The sequence below is a fragment of the Actinoplanes sp. M2I2 genome (assembly GCF_023544445.1).
Taxonomy (GTDB): Bacteria; Actinomycetota; Actinomycetes; order Mycobacteriales; family Micromonosporaceae; genus Actinoplanes.
The window spans coordinates 231,547-245,374 of the sequence record NZ_JALPVJ010000010.1 but is presented as its reverse complement, the minus strand read 5'-3'; the positions used below and the strand labels follow the sequence as shown (position 1 = coordinate 245,374).

The following is a 13,828-nucleotide window of genomic DNA, read 5'->3' as shown; positions in this document are numbered from 1 at the left end:
GGCGCTCCACGGGGGAACACCAGCGTTTCATCGATACGGCTCCGTCCTGTTGTGAGCCGTATCCGTCACGTCCCCTTCGTGCGGCTTGATCCCCTCGAAGGAGCATTTTCTTGAACTCTCGCCTCTCGCGTCCGCTGCTCGCGGCCGTTGTCAGCGGTGCGTTCCTGGTCGGTGGCGGCGTGTTCGCCGCACCCGCGCTCGCGGACCCGCTGCCCGCCTCGACCGAGCTGCCGACGAAGCCGACGCCGGAAGAGCCGACCTCGCCGACCACGTCGCCCACCTCGACGGAGGGCGTGCCCACGCCTCCTCCGCCGCCGACGGACGACGAAGAGACCGAGGAGCCGACCACGGCCCCGACGACGACGGCTCCGACGACGCCCACGAGCGAGCCGACGGACGAGACGACGCCGCCGCCCGCCACGACTCCGCCGGCCTCGCCGACGACGACGCCGCCGACCAGCACGCCGCCGGCCGACACGGTCGCGCCCTCGGGCTCGCTGAGCCTGAACCGCTCGACGATCTACCCCGGCCAGTCGGTCACGCTGACCCTGTCCGGCATCAAGGACAACGTGAGCACGCCCGCGCAGATCAAGCGGGTCATCAACTGGGGTGACGGCTACAGCGCGGCCGTGAGCTCGAGCGCGACCAGCGTCGCGCACACCTACAAGTCGTCCGGCAAGAAGCCGATCACGCTGACGCTGACCGACACCGCGGGCAACAAGAAGGTCGTCAAGTCGGCCGGCCCGACCGTCACGTCCGCGACGGTGAAGTACAAGCTGAGCAAGACGTCGGTCCTGCACGGCCAGCGGTTCGTCTGGGAGATCACCGGCGTTCCGGCCGGGGCCACCAAGATCGCTGTCGGCTGGGGTGAGGGCCGCTCGTCGATCCTGCAGCCCAAGAAGCAGAAGGTCACGCGGTACTACTACTTCAACCCGAACAACCAGGTGGTCACCCCGGGCGTGAAGACCCTGAAGGCGACTGTCTTCAACAAGTACGGTGGCGCCACCCCGCAGGTCGTGGGCAAGGTCACGCTGAAGAAGGACGGCTCGCGTCCGGTCGTCAAGATCATCCAGCCGTCGCGGTCGAACAAGGCCTCGTCCTGGAAGGCGATCAAGGGCACGGCGACCGACAAGGGATCCGGCATCAAGGAGACCCTCGCGTTCGCCATCCTCGGCAAGAGCAACGGCACGGTGCTCTGCTACAGCAGCAGCAAGAAGAAGTGGATCACCGCCCCGACGAACGCCGCCGCCTGCCTCATCCCGGTGAAGGTGTCGAAGGGCAAGTTCTCGGTGCCGCTGAAGAGCACGCCGAAGGGCTACCTCATCGTCGAGGTCATCGCCCAGGACTGGGCCGGTCTGACCAACCCCCGGGCCATGGTCGAGAAGAACCTCAGCTGAGCTGACGGCAACGCGAAAGCCGGCGTCACCCCTCGCGGGTGGCGCCGGCTTTGTCGTGTCAGCTTTGTCGTGTCAGCGGCTACAACACGTACGGGATGTCGGCGATGTGGTGGTCGAGCAGCTCGCCCACCGGCGCCCACGACTCGTAGACGCCCCGCTCGTAGCACCGCGCCCCGGTGCGCTGCAGCGAGTCGCTGTCGGGCTGCACGAGCCGCAACCGGGCCCACGCCTCGTCCCGCTGCAACACCCAGCACGGGGTCCCGCGCCACAGGGCCTGCTCGGCGCGCCGGCTCAGGGTGGACACCGGATAGCGGGCGGCCCGGGTCAGCGCCCGCGCCCGGAACTCCTCCGGCGGGTCGGCCACCGCCTCGTACTCCTGGCCCTTGATCTGCCCGACCAGCCGGGCCGAACCGGTCGTCGTGCAGGGCAGGTACTCACGGTCGGGGCTGACGCCGGGCAGGTTCTCCAGCAGGCCGCGCCAGCGAGGCCCGGCCAGCCGCAGCCAGCCGTTCTGCTCCGGCTGGTAGGTGTAGAGGATGACCTCCTCGCCGCCCGGCCCATGGGCGACGATCTGCGAGTTCGCCGGGATCGGCAGGTCGGCGAACCCGGCCGTGACGTACTCCGGGATGAGCTCCTCGGTGCTCGGCGTGAAGCCGGTGCCCAGGATCATGGCGCCCACCCGGTTGTGCGCCGGCAGCTGGGCGAGCCCGGGCTGCCCCGGCCCGCCCGGGATCTCGTAGTCCGACGGGTCGACGGCCCGCCAGCGCAGGGCGTACGCCACCTCGGAGTCGGTCACGCCGTCGGTGCCGAGCAGAGCCAGGTCGTGCGGGTCGGTCAGGTGGGCCAGATCGCAGACGCGGTAACAGAAGCCGTACGCGAGCCAGCCGCCCAGATGACCGGAGACCTGCGCCGGCGAGAGCACCTTGGTCATCCGCGTGCCGCGCCGGACGGCCGCCGTCGCCCGGATCCGGCGCAGGACCGGGTCGTCGCGGTGCTGGGCCGACTGGCTCATCCGTTGCACCCGCGCCCAGTCGAGGTCGCGACGAAGCGGTGCGGAGAGCGCGGGCTCGAGCGGATCGCTGTCGATCACGCTGTCCTCGCCGGTCACGGTCACCCGCCGGAAGGTAGACAACAGCGATGGATGTCGGGTGAACAAACGGTGTCCACGAGGTCGAAGTGCAGAATGTCTCACATGCCATCGTCACCAGCCCAGTCCCGGCGCGAGAAGAACCGCCGCCGGGCCGGCGAGTTCCCCGCCCCGCCCGAGGAGCTCGCCGTCCCCGTCTTCGACAGCCACACCCACCTGGACTTGACCGTGCAGGAGGCCGGCGGGCCCGGTGACGGGGCCGCCGACCCGGTCGAGGCGCTGATCACGGCCGCGGCGAAGGCCGGAGTGGACCGGATCGTGCAGGTCGGCGTGGACGAGCAGTCCTCGCGCTGGGGCGCCGAACTGGCCGCCCGGCACCCGTCGGTGCTGGCCGCGGTCGCGCTGCACCCGAACGAGGCCCCGCTGCTGTCCGATCTGGACGAGTCGCTGCGGGTCATCGAGGCGCTCGCCGAGCAGCCCCGGGTGCGGGGCATCGGCGAGACGGGTCTGGACACCTTCCGTACGGGCGAGGAGGGGCGCGCGGCCCAGGAGACCAGCTTCCGGGCGCACATCGCGATCGCCAAGCGGTACGGCAAGGCGCTGATCATCCACGACCGGGACGCGCACGAGGACGTCCTGCGGGTGCTCGACGACGAGGGCGCGCCCGACACGGTCGTCCTGCACTGCTTCTCCGGCGACGCCGTGTTCGCCGCCGAGTGCGTGCGCCGCGGCTTCTCGCTGAGCTTCGCGGGCACGGTGACCTTCGCCAGCGCCGGCAGCCTGCGCGAGGCGGCCGCGCTCACGCCGGCCGGGCAGATCATGGTGGAGACCGACGCGCCGTACCTGACACCCGTGCCGCACCGCGGCAGGCCGAACGCTTCCTACCTGATCCCGTTGACCGTGCGCTCGCTCGCGGCGACCCGGGGCGGCGACGTGGACGAGCTGTGCGCCGCGATCTCGGCCAACGGGGAACGGGTCTTCGGGCCTTGGCGCTAATCCTCCACCCAGGCCGCGACGCCCAGGGCCCGGCCGAGACGCTCGACCTGCCCGGCGAACTCGGCCGGCGCGGCGGCGAGCGGCTTGCGGGCGGCGAACCGTACCGCCCAGCGGCCCCGCGCCGCCACGTTGAGGACCCGGAAGACCACCTGGCTGCCCCGCTGGTCGGGCTCCACCTCGTAGACCCCGCGATACCACCACTCGCCCTGCTGCGACACGATGCGGTCGGCGGCGTCGACGGCCACCGAGATCCGGCTGCCCTCGTGCACCACGACGAACTCGTCGCCGATGTCCGTCTCCTCGACCGTGCCGGTGACGGCGATCGGGGAGCGGCCCCCGGGGCGTACGTCGAGCAGCAGCTCGGCCACCCGGCCGGGTGGCGCCTCGACCACCGCGCGCAACTCCAGCAACTGCGTCATGCGCTCGTTTGTACCCCGTCTAGGCTTGGAACCCATGGCTGACGCACTTCTCGGCCCGGCGGAGATCCGGGACCTGGCCGCCCGGCTCGGCGTGGCCCCCACGAAGAAGCTCGGCCAGAACTTCCTGCACGACCCCAACACGATCCGGCGCATCGTCACGGCGGCCGGCCTGACCCCGGGCGACGTGGCCCTCGAGGTCGGCCCCGGCCTGGGATCGCTCACCCTCGGCCTGGTCGGCGCGGTGCGTCACGTGCACGCCGTCGAGATCGACCCGCGGCTGGCCGACGCGCTGCCCGGGACCGTCCCGGCCGCCCACCTGAGCGTGCACAACGCCGACGCCCTGCACGTGCGCGGGGCCGACTTCGACCCGGCGCCCACGATGCTGGTGGCCAACCTGCCCTACAACGTGGCCGTCCCCGTGGTGCTGCACCTGCTGGCCGAGCTGCCCACCCTGCGCGGCGGCCTGGTGATGGTGCAGAAGGAGGTCGCCGACCGGCTGGTCGCCGGTCCCGGTTCCAAGGTGTACGGGATCCCGTCGGTCAAGCTGGCCTGGTACGCCCAGGCGCGCTCGGCCGGCAAGGTCCCGCCCGCGGTGTTCTGGCCGGTGCCCAATGTGGACTCCGGGCTGGTCGCCTTCACCCGCCGCACCCCGCCGGCCGGCGCCGACCGGCGCGCCGTGTTCGCCGTGGTCGACGCCGCGTTCGCGCAGCGGCGCAAGACGCTGCGGGCGGCGCTGGCCGGGTGGGCCGGTGGGGCCGGCCGGGCCGAGCAGGTGCTCGTCGCGGCCGGGGTGAGCCCCCAGGCCAGGGGGGAGTCGCTCACCGTGGAGCAGTTCGCGGCGATCGCGGCGGCGGCCACAACGTCGCCCCCCGGCGGTAAGCTCAGCCCGTCCGACGCGCAGCCCGAGGAGGTGGACTCATGACCGCGCAACAGGCTGGTCATGTCCTGTGGTCGCCCGACCCGATCAGGCAGCGGCACGCTGATCACCTTCTCGAGGACATTCTTGGCCTCCCCGAGGACGCTCCCCGCGTCGAACTCCGCGACGGAGTCATGATCGAGGTCCCTTCTCCCACGCTTGAGCACCAGAACATCGGCAATCTCCTGTGGCTGTGGTTCCGGCAGAACGCACCGGAGGAATTCGAGGCCGGCACGGCGATCGGAGTCGCGGTGCGCATCCCGCATTTCTGGCGTACCGAACAGGATCCCGTGCACGTCTACGCCTATGACCTGGTGAACGGCAGGTATGAACCGGCCGGCGATGCGGACACCGAATTGGTGCTGAGCGCGCCCTTCGAGACCAAGCTCCCGATCCTGGACATCACTCCGTGACCGAAGCCTGGGGACCGGACGACGACGAGCCGCGCCGCCACCACGGGCCCGTCCGGGTGCGAGTGCCGGCCAAGATCAACCTCCACCTCGGGGTGGGGCCGCTGCGGACCGACGGGTTCCACGAGCTCAACACCGTCTACCACGCCATCAGCCTGTTCGACGAGCTGACCGCCCGGGCCGGTGACACGCTCACCCTGACCATGGAGGGCGAGGGCGCCGGCACGCTCGCGCTCGACGAGACCAACCTGATCCTGCGCGCGGCCAAGGCCCTGGCGGCGCGGGCCCGCGTCCCGGCCTACGCCCGCCTGCATCTGCGCAAGACGATCCCGCTCGCCGGTGGGCTGGCCGGCGGCAGCGCCGACGCGGCGGCCGCGCTGATCGCCTGCGACCTGCTGTGGGGCACCGGGATGGCCCGCGAGGACCTGGCCGAGATCGGCGCCACGCTCGGCTCCGACATCCCGTTCCTGCTGCACGGCGGCACCGCCCTGGGCACCGGTCACGGCGAGGCGATCAGCCCGATCCTGGCCCGCCCCACCACCTGGCACTGGGTGGTCGCGGTGGCCGACGGCGGGCTGTCGACCCCCGAGGTCTACCGCAAGCTCGACGAGCTGCGCGACGGCTCATGGCCGCCCAAGGCCCTCGGTGACGCCGACGAGCTGATGTCCGCGCTGCGCCAGCGCGACCCCGAGGTGCTCGGCGCCGCGCTCGGCAACGACCTCCAACCGGCCGCGCTCGCCCTGCGTCCCGAGCTGGCCGACGTGCTCAAGGCGGGCAGCGAGGCCGGCGCCGTCGCCGGGCTGGTCTCCGGCTCCGGGCCGACCTGCGTGTTCCTGGCCACCGACGGGGCCCACGCCGGGCGGGTCGCGGCCGGGCTCAACGCGGCCGGGGTGTGCCGCGAAGCGGTCACCGCCCGCGGGCCGATGCCGGGCGCGCGGGTAACCTAGAAGCATCGTGGCGAACATCATCAACCTGGACCGGGTGAGCAAGGGTTACGGCGCCGCCGGCCAACTGCTCACCGACGTCTCTCTCGGGCTCGACGACGACGCCCGCATCGGCATCGTCGGCCTCAACGGCGCCGGCAAATCGACGCTGCTGCGGCTGCTCGCCAAAAGTGAGGAACCCGACTCGGGCCGGGTCACCCACCGGCGCGACGTGCGCGTCGCCACCCTGCCCCAGACGTTCGACCTGGCCGCCGAGGCGACCGTGCGTGACGTCGTGCTCGGCACCGCGTGGCTGGCCGAGGGCATGGGGGCCGAACACGAATGGGCCGGTGACGCCGGGGTCCGCGCCATCCTCGACGGTCTCGGCATGGGCTACCTCGGCCTCGAGACGCCGGTCGGGCCGATGTCCGGGGGCGAACGCCGCCGCGTCGCGCTGGCCGCCCTGCTGGTCCGCGAGAGCGACCTGCTGATCCTCGACGAGCCGACCAACCATCTCGACGTCGCCGGCGTCGACTGGCTCGCCCGTCACCTGGTGACCCGCCGCGGCTCGCTCATCGTCGTCACCCACGACCGCTGGTTCCTCGACGCGGTCTGCACGGCGACCTGGGAGGTCGTCGACGAGCAGGTGCACGCGTACGAGGGTGGCTACGCGGCCTGGATCCTGACCCGGGCCGAGCGGCAGCGCGTCGCCGCGGTCACCGAGTCCCGCCGGCAGAACCTGCTCCGCAAGGAGATCGCCTGGCTGCGCCGCGGCCCGCCCGCCCGCACCTCCAAGCCCCAGTTCCGGATCGACGCGGCCAACGCGCTGATCGCCGACGTCCCCCCAGTCCGCGACCAGGTCAGCCTCCAGCGGCTGGCCACCTCCCGGCTCGGCAAGCAGGTCTACGACCTGGAGAACGTCACCCTGCACGCCGGGCCCAAGACGATCCTGGACGGGCTGACCTGGCAGGTCGGGCCGGGCGACCGGTTCGCCATCCTCGGCGCCAACGGCGCCGGCAAGACCACCCTGCTGCGCCTGCTCGCCGGCCTCACCCGGCCCGAGGGCGGCCGCCTCAACACCGGCTCCACCGTGCGCGCGGCGTTCCTCTCCCAGGAGCTCAAGGAGCTGCCGGGCGACCTGCGGCTGCTCGAAGCGGTCGAAGAGGTCGCGAAAAGGGTCAAAATGGGCGACCGGGAGCTCTCCGCGGGCCAGCTCGCCGAGGTGTTCGGCTTCACCGACAAGCGCATCTGGACCCCGGTCAGCGACCTCTCCGGCGGTGAGCGGCGCCGGCTGCAACTGCTGCGCCTGCTCGCCGCCGAACCCAACGTGCTGCTGCTCGACGAACCCACCAACGACCTCGACACCGACACGCTGGCCGCGCTCGAAGACCTGCTCGACTCCTGGCCCGGCACGATGATCGTGGCCAGCCACGACCGCTACCTGGTCGAACGGGTCACCGACACGGCGTACGGGATGTTCGGCGACGGCCGCCTCGTGCACCTGCCCGGCGGCATCGAGGAATACCTGGCCCGCACCGCGGCGCGCGCCGGGTCGGGGGAACCGCAGACCTACGGCGTACGGGAAGAAGCGCCCGCGGCCGCAAGCGGCCTCTCCGCCGGTGAGCTGCGGCAGGCCCGCAAAGACCTGGCCCGCCTCGAACGCCAGCTGGCCAAGCTCGAGGAGCGCTCCGCCAAGATCAATGAGAAACTGGCCGAGCACGGCAGCGACTACGACAAAATCATGGAACTGGACGCGCAGCTCAAAGCCGTCCAACAGGAACGCGCCGACGTCGAGGAAGCCTGGCTCGAGCTGGCCGAGCAGGTGCCCGGAAACTGATCCGGGGGGTGTGCCTGCGCCGCTCGAGGGGGATACGCGAGAATCGGCGGGAACAACACCAGACCTTGGAGACGGACACCATGGCGCACACCCCGGTCAACCACCCGCTGCGGCCTCTCTATCGCGGGGTCACCTTCCTCACCGGCGCCTACCTGGTCGTGTTCGGCGTCATCGGGCTCATCCAGACCTCCGGCGAGAGCTTCACCGGCGCCACCGACGTCCGCGTCCTCGGCCAGGGCGCCAACCTGCTCTGGTCGATCCTCGCCCTCGTCGTCGGCGCGATCGTGCTGGCCACCGCCGCCCTCGGCCGCAACCTCGACGTCGAGGCCAACAAGTACCTCGGCTGGGGACTGCTGGTGATCGGCAGCTACGAGCTCGCCGTCAACCGCACCGACGCCAACTTCTTCGGCTTCACGATCGCCACCGTCGTGGTCACCTACCTCGTCGGCCTGCTGCTGATCACCGCCGGCCTCTACCTCAAGGTCGCGCCGCAGTCCCAGTCCGGCGCCCCGCGGCAGGTGCGCGAGGGCCGTACGGCCTGATGGCGCACTACCCCCTCAACCACCCCCTGCGCCCGGTCTACCGCTTCTTCGCGTTTCTCGCCGGGGCCTACCTGACACTCTTCGGCGCCATCAGCCTCGGAGTGACAGCCGGCGACCCGTTCTTCCACCGCGGCCACGACTGGGTCCTCGGCCTGCGCACCAACCCGGCCACCGCCTGGGTCACCCTGCTCCTCGGCGTGGTGCTGCTGGCCGCCGTCCTCCTCGGCCGCAACCTCTACCACCAGGTCACGCTGGTGCTCGGCTGGGCGCTGGCCGGCTACGCCATGGTCCTGATGGCCGCCCTGCAGACCGACGCCAACGTCTTCAACGCCTCGATGATCAACGTGATCGTGCTGACCGCGCTGGGCCTGATCGTGCTGACCGCGGGCCTCTATGGCAAGATCGGCCAACCGGACAACGCCCAGGCCGCCGCGCGGGGGCCAGCCTCCTGAGCGACGCTTGCCGCCGCGTTCGGTGTCTCCTCGTCGGGCCGGCTGTTCCGATCGGCCGGTCCCGGCTCACCATGGCTGGTCCGGCCCGCGTTGGCTCGCTCGGCGCACGCGGTCCGGCGTTTCCCGGCCGGGGCGTGCGGATCAGGGCATCTCGCGGGTGAGCAGGGTGGGCTTCGCCTCCAGGTGGGACAGGCCGTTCCAGGCCAGGTTGACCAACTGGGCGGCCACCAGCTCCTTCTTCGGCTCGCGGGCCTCCCGCCACCACTGGCCGACCAGCGCCACCATCCCGACCAGCGCCTGCGAATAGAGCTCGGCGAACTTCGGATCGAGCCCCCGGGTCGTGAACGCGGCAGCCAGAATATGCTCCACCTGGTGCGCCACGTCGTTCATCACACTCGAGAACGTGCCCGCCGGCGCCAGCACCGGCGACTCCCGCGCCAGCACACGGAACCCGTGCGGCTCGTCCTCGATGTAATCCAGCAACGCCAGCGCCGCCTGCTCGAGCAACTCCCGCGGATCGCCCGCGGTCAGCGCCGCCGTGATCCGGTCGAGCAGGGCCCGCACCTCGCGGTCGACGACAACCGCGTAGAGGCCCTCCTTACCGCCGAAGTGCTCGTAGACGACCGGCTTGGAGACCTTGGCCCGGGAAGCGACCTCCTCCACACTGGTCGCGTCGAAGCCGCGCTCGGCGAAAAGCTGACGTCCCGTCGCGATCAACTGCTCCCGGCGCTGCGCGGCCGACATGCGCACCCGAGGCGCCGCGGGCGGCCGCGTGCGCCGTTGTCTGCCGTCGGCATCGCCAGGATCCTTCACCCGGCCATCCTGCCAGCTACGCCCGGACGCCATCGCCCTGTGATTCGGGCGTGACCGGTCACGTCTGTCCGGCCGGCCCGACCTTGAATGGCACGTCTACGGACTTACCTAAGGTCATGCCTTCGTCCTAATGTAGGAACATGGATATGGAGGCTATGCGGGAGGAAGCCCGGCGACTTCGTGTCGATCCGGGTTTGTCGATCTCGCAGTTGAGGAAGCACCTGGGCGTCGGAAGTGGCACGTTGACCGAATGGCTGCGCGGTATAACCCCACCTGAGTGGACCAGGCGTCCGACCGCGAAGGACGACCTGCGCCAGCAAGCTGTCGAGCTGCGCAAACGAGGGTGGTCGGTGAATGACCTGGCCGTGAAACTCGGTGTCGCCAAATCGACCGCCTACAGCTGGGTGAAGCACCTTCCGCTTGACCCCGATGCTGAGCGGGCTCGTGAAAAGAAGGCACACTCCGACCTCATGCTCGCCGCTCGCTGGGATGAGTTTCGCGCTGACCGCGACCGTCGACAGGCCGACGTGTGGGCTGGCGTCGCCGACGAAGTAGGCGAGATCACAGACAGGGACGTGCTCTTGGGCGGCGCGCTGGCCTACATGTGCGAAGGTTCGAAATCTAAGCCTTGGCGTAGGCACGATCGGCTGATTTTCATCAACAACGACCCTCGGCTCCACCGCCTGTTCCTGCGGTTTCTCCGTGCCCACGGTCGCGAGGGCGACTCGCTGCGGTACCGCGTCCAGATCCACGAGAGCTCGGACGCCGAGATCGCGGGTGACTGGTGGGCCGAGCGGCTGGGCGTGCCTCGCGAGTTGTTCCAACGGCCGACGATCAAGCGGCACAACCCGCTGACCAAGCGCGCTAACACCGGAGCCGACTATCACGGCTGCTTGGTCATCTCGGTGCCGAAGTCGAGAGAGCTCTACTGGCGGGTGGAGGGCGTGATGGAAGCACTGGATGCTCAGGGATAGTAGATTCTGCGGAGCGGACGCCAGACGCTAGTGTGGCGACCGAACCAATCGGCCGTAGTGAAATGGCATCACCCTCGGTTTTGGTCCGAGTATTCCGGGTTCGAATCCTGGCGGCCGAGCTTGTTCCTGCGAAGGGGTCCGGGTCCCCGGGCCCGTCGGGCGGTCGATGCCGCCCGACTCTGAGTGACTATTGCGAGCACGGGAGTACCGCGTGAGTCAGGCCCCTCGTCGTACCGTCGTTGTTCTTGCTGCCGGGGAGGGCAAGCGGATGAAGTCCGCTACTCCCAAGGTGCTGCATCCGCTGCTCGGGCGCACCCTGCTCGGGCACGTGCTGACCGCCTCGTCGGCGGCCGGGGCCGAGCAGACGGTTGTCGTGGTGGGGCACCGGGCCGAGCAGGTCGAGGCGCACCTGGCCGAGGTCGCCCCCGACGTCACGACGGTGCTGCAGGCGCAGCAGAACGGCACGGGCCACGCGATGCGCATCGCGCTCGAGGCTCTGCCCGAGGCCGGCGGGACCGTGGTGGTGCTGAACGGTGACGTGCCGCTGCTGCGGGCCGAGACGGTGGGCAACCTGATCGCGGCGCACGAGTCGGGCGCGCGCGGGGCGACCGTGCTGGCGGCCGAGGTGGGGGACCCGTCGGGGCTGGGCCGGATCGTGCGGAACGCCGCGGGGGACCTCGAGCGGATCGTGGAGGAGCGGGACGCGTCGGCCGAGGTGCGGGCGATCCGTGAGATCAACGCCGGTATCTACGCCTTCGACGTGGCGCTGCTGCGGGAGGCGCTGTCGAAGCTGTCGACCGACAACGATCAGGGCGAGGAGTACCTGACCGACGTGTTCGGGATCCTGGCCTCCGTGGGTCACCCGGTCGGGGTCTTCGTGGCGCCGGACGCCGACGAGACGCTGGGGTGCAACGACCGGGCCGAGCTGGCGCGGCTGCGCGCGTTGCTGCGCGATCGGGTGAACGAGGCGTGGATGCGGGCGGGTGTGTCGATCCTCGACCCGACGACCACGTGGATCGACGTGACGGTGCGGCTCGAGCCCGATGCCGAGATCGACCAGAATTCGCAGCTGCTGGGGGCGACGACGGTGGCCGCCGGCGCGATCGTCGGGCCGGATTCGACGTTGATCGACAGCACGGTCGGTGCGGGCGCGGTGGTTCTGCGGACGCATGCGATCGGGGCCGAGATCGGGGCCGAGGCGACCGTGGGGCCGTTCTCGTTCCTGCGGCCGGGTACGCGGCTGGGGCGCAAGGCCAAGGTGGGCGGTTTCGTCGAGACCAAGAACGCCGAGCTGGGCGAGGGCGCCAAGGTGCCGCACCTGTCGTACGTGGGGGATGCGACCATCGGCGCGAAGGCGAACATCGGGGCGGGCACGATCTTCGCGAACTACGACGGGGTCACCAAGAGCCACACCACGGTGGGTGAGGCCGCGTTCGTGGGGTCGGACACTGTGCTGATCGCGCCGGTCGAGATCGAGCCGGGGGCCTATGTGGCGGCCGGCAGCGCGATTCAGAAGTCGGTGCCGGCGGGCAGCCTGGGGGTGACGCGGGCGCCGCAGCGCAACGTGGAGGGCTGGGTGGCCCGGCGCCGGGCCGGCACGGCGTCGGCGGCGGCGGCCGAGCGGGCGCTGGCCGAGAAGGACGCCGACGGCGAGGTCAGCACGGCGGAGTGACGGACGGATCCCGTCCCGGTGCGGTTAGCTGGAGCAAAGCGGTGTCCGGCTGGACTTCGGGTTGGCAAGGCCACTGGCGGGTATCCGACATCCGTCCCGGGCGCGTCTCAGGGCCGGGCAAGACCGGGTGCGACCGGGCGTACGGCGGTGGGTTGACCGTGTCTGAGCTGGAGAGATCCGGTGAGGGTGAGGCATCCCACCCGGCGGCTGTGGAACGTGGCGGCGAAGTGGCCGCGGGGGATACTTCACGAGAATCACATCCCCACCCCCTCGATCCAACGGGAGTAGCGAGCCGATGGGCAGCATCGTCGCGGAGAACCGTAAGTCTCTGATGCTTTTCTCCGGGCGCGGTTTCCCGGAGCTGGCCGAGGAGATCGGCCAGGTGCTCGGCGTGGCGCCGACTCCCGCCGACTCGTACGAGTTTGCCAACGGTGAGATCTTCGTCCGTTTCAAGGACTCCGTGCGCGGTTCGGACGCCTTCGTCGTGCAGTCGATGACCGAGGGTGTCAACCGCTGGGTCATGGAGACCCTGATCATGATCGACGCGTTGAAGCGTGGGTCGGCGAAGCGGATCACGGTCGTGCTGCCGTTCTACCCGTATTCGCGGCAGGACAAGAAGCACCGGGGCCGCGAGCCGATCTCGGCCCGGCTGATGGCCGACCTGCTGAAGACGGCGGGGGCCAACCGGATCCTGACGGTCGATCTGCACACCGCGCAGATCCAGGGTTTCTTCGACGGCCCGGTCGACCACCTGTTCGCGATGGACATCCTGGCCGAGCATGTGCAGAAGAAGTACGCCGGCCGGCCGATGACCGTGGTGGCGCCCGACTCGGGCCGGGTGCGGGTGGCCGAGCGGTGGACGGACCGGCTGGGCGGCTGCCCGCTGGCGTTCATCCACAAGACTCGTGATCCGTTGAAGCCCAACCAGGTGGTGGCCAACCGGGTGGTCGGTGAGGTTGAGGGCCGGGTCTGCCTGATCGTCGACGACATGATCGACACCGGCGGCACGATCACGAAGGCGGCCGACATCCTGTGGGACGAGGGCGCGGCCGATGTGATCGTCGCCTCGACGCACGCGCTGCTGTCCGACCCGGCGACCGAGCGGTTGAAGAACAGCCGGATCAGTGAGCTGGTCGTGACCAACACGCTGCCGTTGCCTCCGGAGAAGCGTCTCGACAAGATCACCGTGCTGTCGATCGCGCCGCTGCTGGCCCGGGCGATCCGGGAGGTCTTCGACGACGGCTCGGTGACGACGCTGTTCGGCGGTCTGAGCTGAGCGCCGCTCAACCGAGCCGGCCTGATCGGGTGCGCTGCGCCGCCCGATCAGGGCCGGCGATTCCGCGATAGGCGGTTGGAAATTCGTGGTGCCCAAAAGTGGCGTTTGTCGGGC

Annotated in this window: 14 protein-coding genes and 1 tRNA gene; 12 read left to right on the top strand and 3 right to left on the bottom strand. The window is 70.5% G+C overall.

The window, feature by feature from the left end; genetic code table 11:
* Positions 1-110 precede the first annotated feature (110 nt).
* The gene (locus tag HJC40_RS22285) at positions 111-1,397 is read left to right on the top strand and encodes a PKD domain-containing protein (protein WP_250003255.1); all 1,287 of its coding nucleotides are present in this window, start codon (positions 111-113) and stop codon (positions 1,395-1,397) included.
* Positions 1,398-1,476: 79 nt separating this feature from the next.
* On the opposite strand, the gene HJC40_RS22280 is transcribed toward HJC40_RS22285, so the two are convergent.
* The gene (locus tag HJC40_RS22280; protein WP_250003254.1) at positions 1,477-2,511 is read right to left on the bottom strand and encodes a hypothetical protein; all 1,035 of its coding nucleotides are present in this window, start codon (positions 2,509-2,511) and stop codon (positions 1,477-1,479) included.
* Positions 2,512-2,580: 69 nt separating this feature from the next.
* Here HJC40_RS22280 and HJC40_RS22275 point away from each other — a divergent pair, with 69 nt between their 5' ends.
* On the top strand, positions 2,581-3,480 hold the full coding sequence (locus HJC40_RS22275; RefSeq protein ID WP_250003253.1) for a TatD family hydrolase: 900 nt from the start codon (positions 2,581-2,583) through the stop codon (positions 3,478-3,480).
* On the opposite strand, the gene HJC40_RS22270 is transcribed toward HJC40_RS22275, so the two are convergent.
* The gene (locus HJC40_RS22270) at positions 3,477-3,899 is read right to left on the bottom strand and encodes a hypothetical protein (RefSeq protein ID WP_250003252.1); all 423 of its coding nucleotides are present in this window, start codon (positions 3,897-3,899) and stop codon (positions 3,477-3,479) included. The genes HJC40_RS22275 and HJC40_RS22270 overlap by 4 nt on opposite strands.
* A gap of 34 nt (positions 3,900-3,933) precedes the next feature.
* Here HJC40_RS22270 and rsmA point away from each other — a divergent pair, with 34 nt between their 5' ends.
* The 6 genes from rsmA (at position 3,934) to HJC40_RS22240 (ending at position 8,979) form a co-directional block, all read left to right on the top strand.
* Positions 3,934-4,821 (top strand): 16S rRNA (adenine(1518)-N(6)/adenine(1519)-N(6))-dimethyltransferase RsmA, encoded by an 888-nt coding sequence (gene rsmA, locus HJC40_RS22265; protein WP_250003251.1) that lies wholly within the window; start codon positions 3,934-3,936, stop codon positions 4,819-4,821.
* A complete protein-coding gene (locus tag HJC40_RS22260) occupies positions 4,818-5,228 on the top strand; it encodes a Uma2 family endonuclease (RefSeq protein WP_250003250.1) in 411 nt (136 codons plus the stop codon). The genes rsmA and HJC40_RS22260 overlap by 4 nt, the downstream gene beginning before the upstream one ends.
* Complete coding sequence (locus HJC40_RS22255; protein ID WP_250003249.1) at positions 5,225-6,172, top strand: 4-(cytidine 5'-diphospho)-2-C-methyl-D-erythritol kinase; 948 nt, start codon at positions 5,225-5,227, stop codon at positions 6,170-6,172. The genes HJC40_RS22260 and HJC40_RS22255 overlap by 4 nt, the downstream gene beginning before the upstream one ends.
* Before the next feature lie 7 nt (positions 6,173-6,179).
* Complete coding sequence (locus HJC40_RS22250; protein ID WP_250003248.1) at positions 6,180-7,985, top strand: ABC-F family ATP-binding cassette domain-containing protein; 1,806 nt, start codon at positions 6,180-6,182, stop codon at positions 7,983-7,985.
* 80 nt (positions 7,986-8,065) lie between these two features.
* Positions 8,066-8,527, top strand: coding sequence for a DUF4383 domain-containing protein (locus HJC40_RS22245; protein WP_250003447.1), 462 nt, complete (start codon positions 8,066-8,068; stop codon positions 8,525-8,527).
* Positions 8,527-8,979, top strand: coding sequence for a DUF4383 domain-containing protein (locus HJC40_RS22240; RefSeq protein WP_250003247.1), 453 nt, complete (start codon positions 8,527-8,529; stop codon positions 8,977-8,979). Before HJC40_RS22245 ends, HJC40_RS22240 begins: the two co-directional genes overlap by 1 nt.
* 141 nt (positions 8,980-9,120) lie before the next feature.
* On the opposite strand, the gene HJC40_RS22235 is transcribed toward HJC40_RS22240, so the two are convergent.
* Entirely contained in the window at positions 9,121-9,723 is a 603-nt protein-coding gene (locus HJC40_RS22235) for a TetR/AcrR family transcriptional regulator (protein ID WP_250003246.1), read from the bottom strand.
* 209 nt (positions 9,724-9,932) lie between these two features.
* On the opposite strand from HJC40_RS22235, the gene HJC40_RS22230 reads away from it, so the two are divergent.
* The 4 genes from HJC40_RS22230 to HJC40_RS22215 all read left to right on the top strand — a co-directional run bounded on the left by HJC40_RS22230 (position 9,933) and on the right by HJC40_RS22215 (position 13,714).
* Positions 9,933-10,766, top strand: a complete 834-nt coding sequence (locus HJC40_RS22230; RefSeq protein WP_250003245.1) for a helix-turn-helix domain-containing protein — start codon at positions 9,933-9,935, stop codon at positions 10,764-10,766.
* A gap of 48 nt (positions 10,767-10,814) precedes the next feature.
* Positions 10,815-10,885: transfer RNA gene (locus HJC40_RS22225), tRNA-Gln, on the top strand.
* Positions 10,886-10,977: 92 nt separating this feature from the next.
* On the top strand, positions 10,978-12,438 hold the full coding sequence (gene glmU / locus HJC40_RS22220) for a bifunctional UDP-N-acetylglucosamine diphosphorylase/glucosamine-1-phosphate N-acetyltransferase GlmU (protein ID WP_250003244.1): 1,461 nt from the start codon (positions 10,978-10,980) through the stop codon (positions 12,436-12,438).
* Positions 12,439-12,733: 295 nt separating this feature from the next.
* Entirely contained in the window at positions 12,734-13,714 is a 981-nt protein-coding gene (locus HJC40_RS22215; protein WP_250003243.1) for a ribose-phosphate diphosphokinase, read from the top strand.
* The last annotated feature ends 114 nt before the right edge of the window (positions 13,715-13,828 follow it).

What these genes read in the sequence shown, in the direction of transcription:
- HJC40_RS22260 (WP_250003250.1), top strand. Translation starts at nt 4,818, where the DNA reads ATGACCGCGCAACAGGCTGGTCATGTCCTGTGGTCGCCCGACCCGATC.
- HJC40_RS22275 (WP_250003253.1), top strand. Translation starts at nt 2,581, where the DNA reads ATGTCTCACATGCCATCGTCACCAGCCCAGTCCCGGCGCGAGAAGAAC.
- HJC40_RS22215 (WP_250003243.1), top strand. Translation starts at nt 12,734, where the DNA reads ATGGGCAGCATCGTCGCGGAGAACCGTAAGTCTCTGATGCTTTTCTCC.
- rsmA (WP_250003251.1), top strand. Translation starts at nt 3,934, where the DNA reads ATGGCTGACGCACTTCTCGGCCCGGCGGAGATCCGGGACCTGGCCGCC.
- HJC40_RS22240 (WP_250003247.1), top strand. Translation starts at nt 8,527, where the DNA reads ATGGCGCACTACCCCCTCAACCACCCCCTGCGCCCGGTCTACCGCTTC.
- HJC40_RS22270 (WP_250003252.1), bottom strand. Translation starts at nt 3,899, where the DNA reads ATGACGCAGTTGCTGGAGTTGCGCGCGGTGGTCGAGGCGCCACCCGGC.
- HJC40_RS22235 (WP_250003246.1), bottom strand. Translation starts at nt 9,723, where the DNA reads ATGTCGGCCGCGCAGCGCCGGGAGCAGTTGATCGCGACGGGACGTCAG.
- HJC40_RS22230 (WP_250003245.1), top strand. Translation starts at nt 9,933, where the DNA reads ATGGATATGGAGGCTATGCGGGAGGAAGCCCGGCGACTTCGTGTCGAT.
- HJC40_RS22245 (WP_250003447.1), top strand. Translation starts at nt 8,066, where the DNA reads ATGGCGCACACCCCGGTCAACCACCCGCTGCGGCCTCTCTATCGCGGG.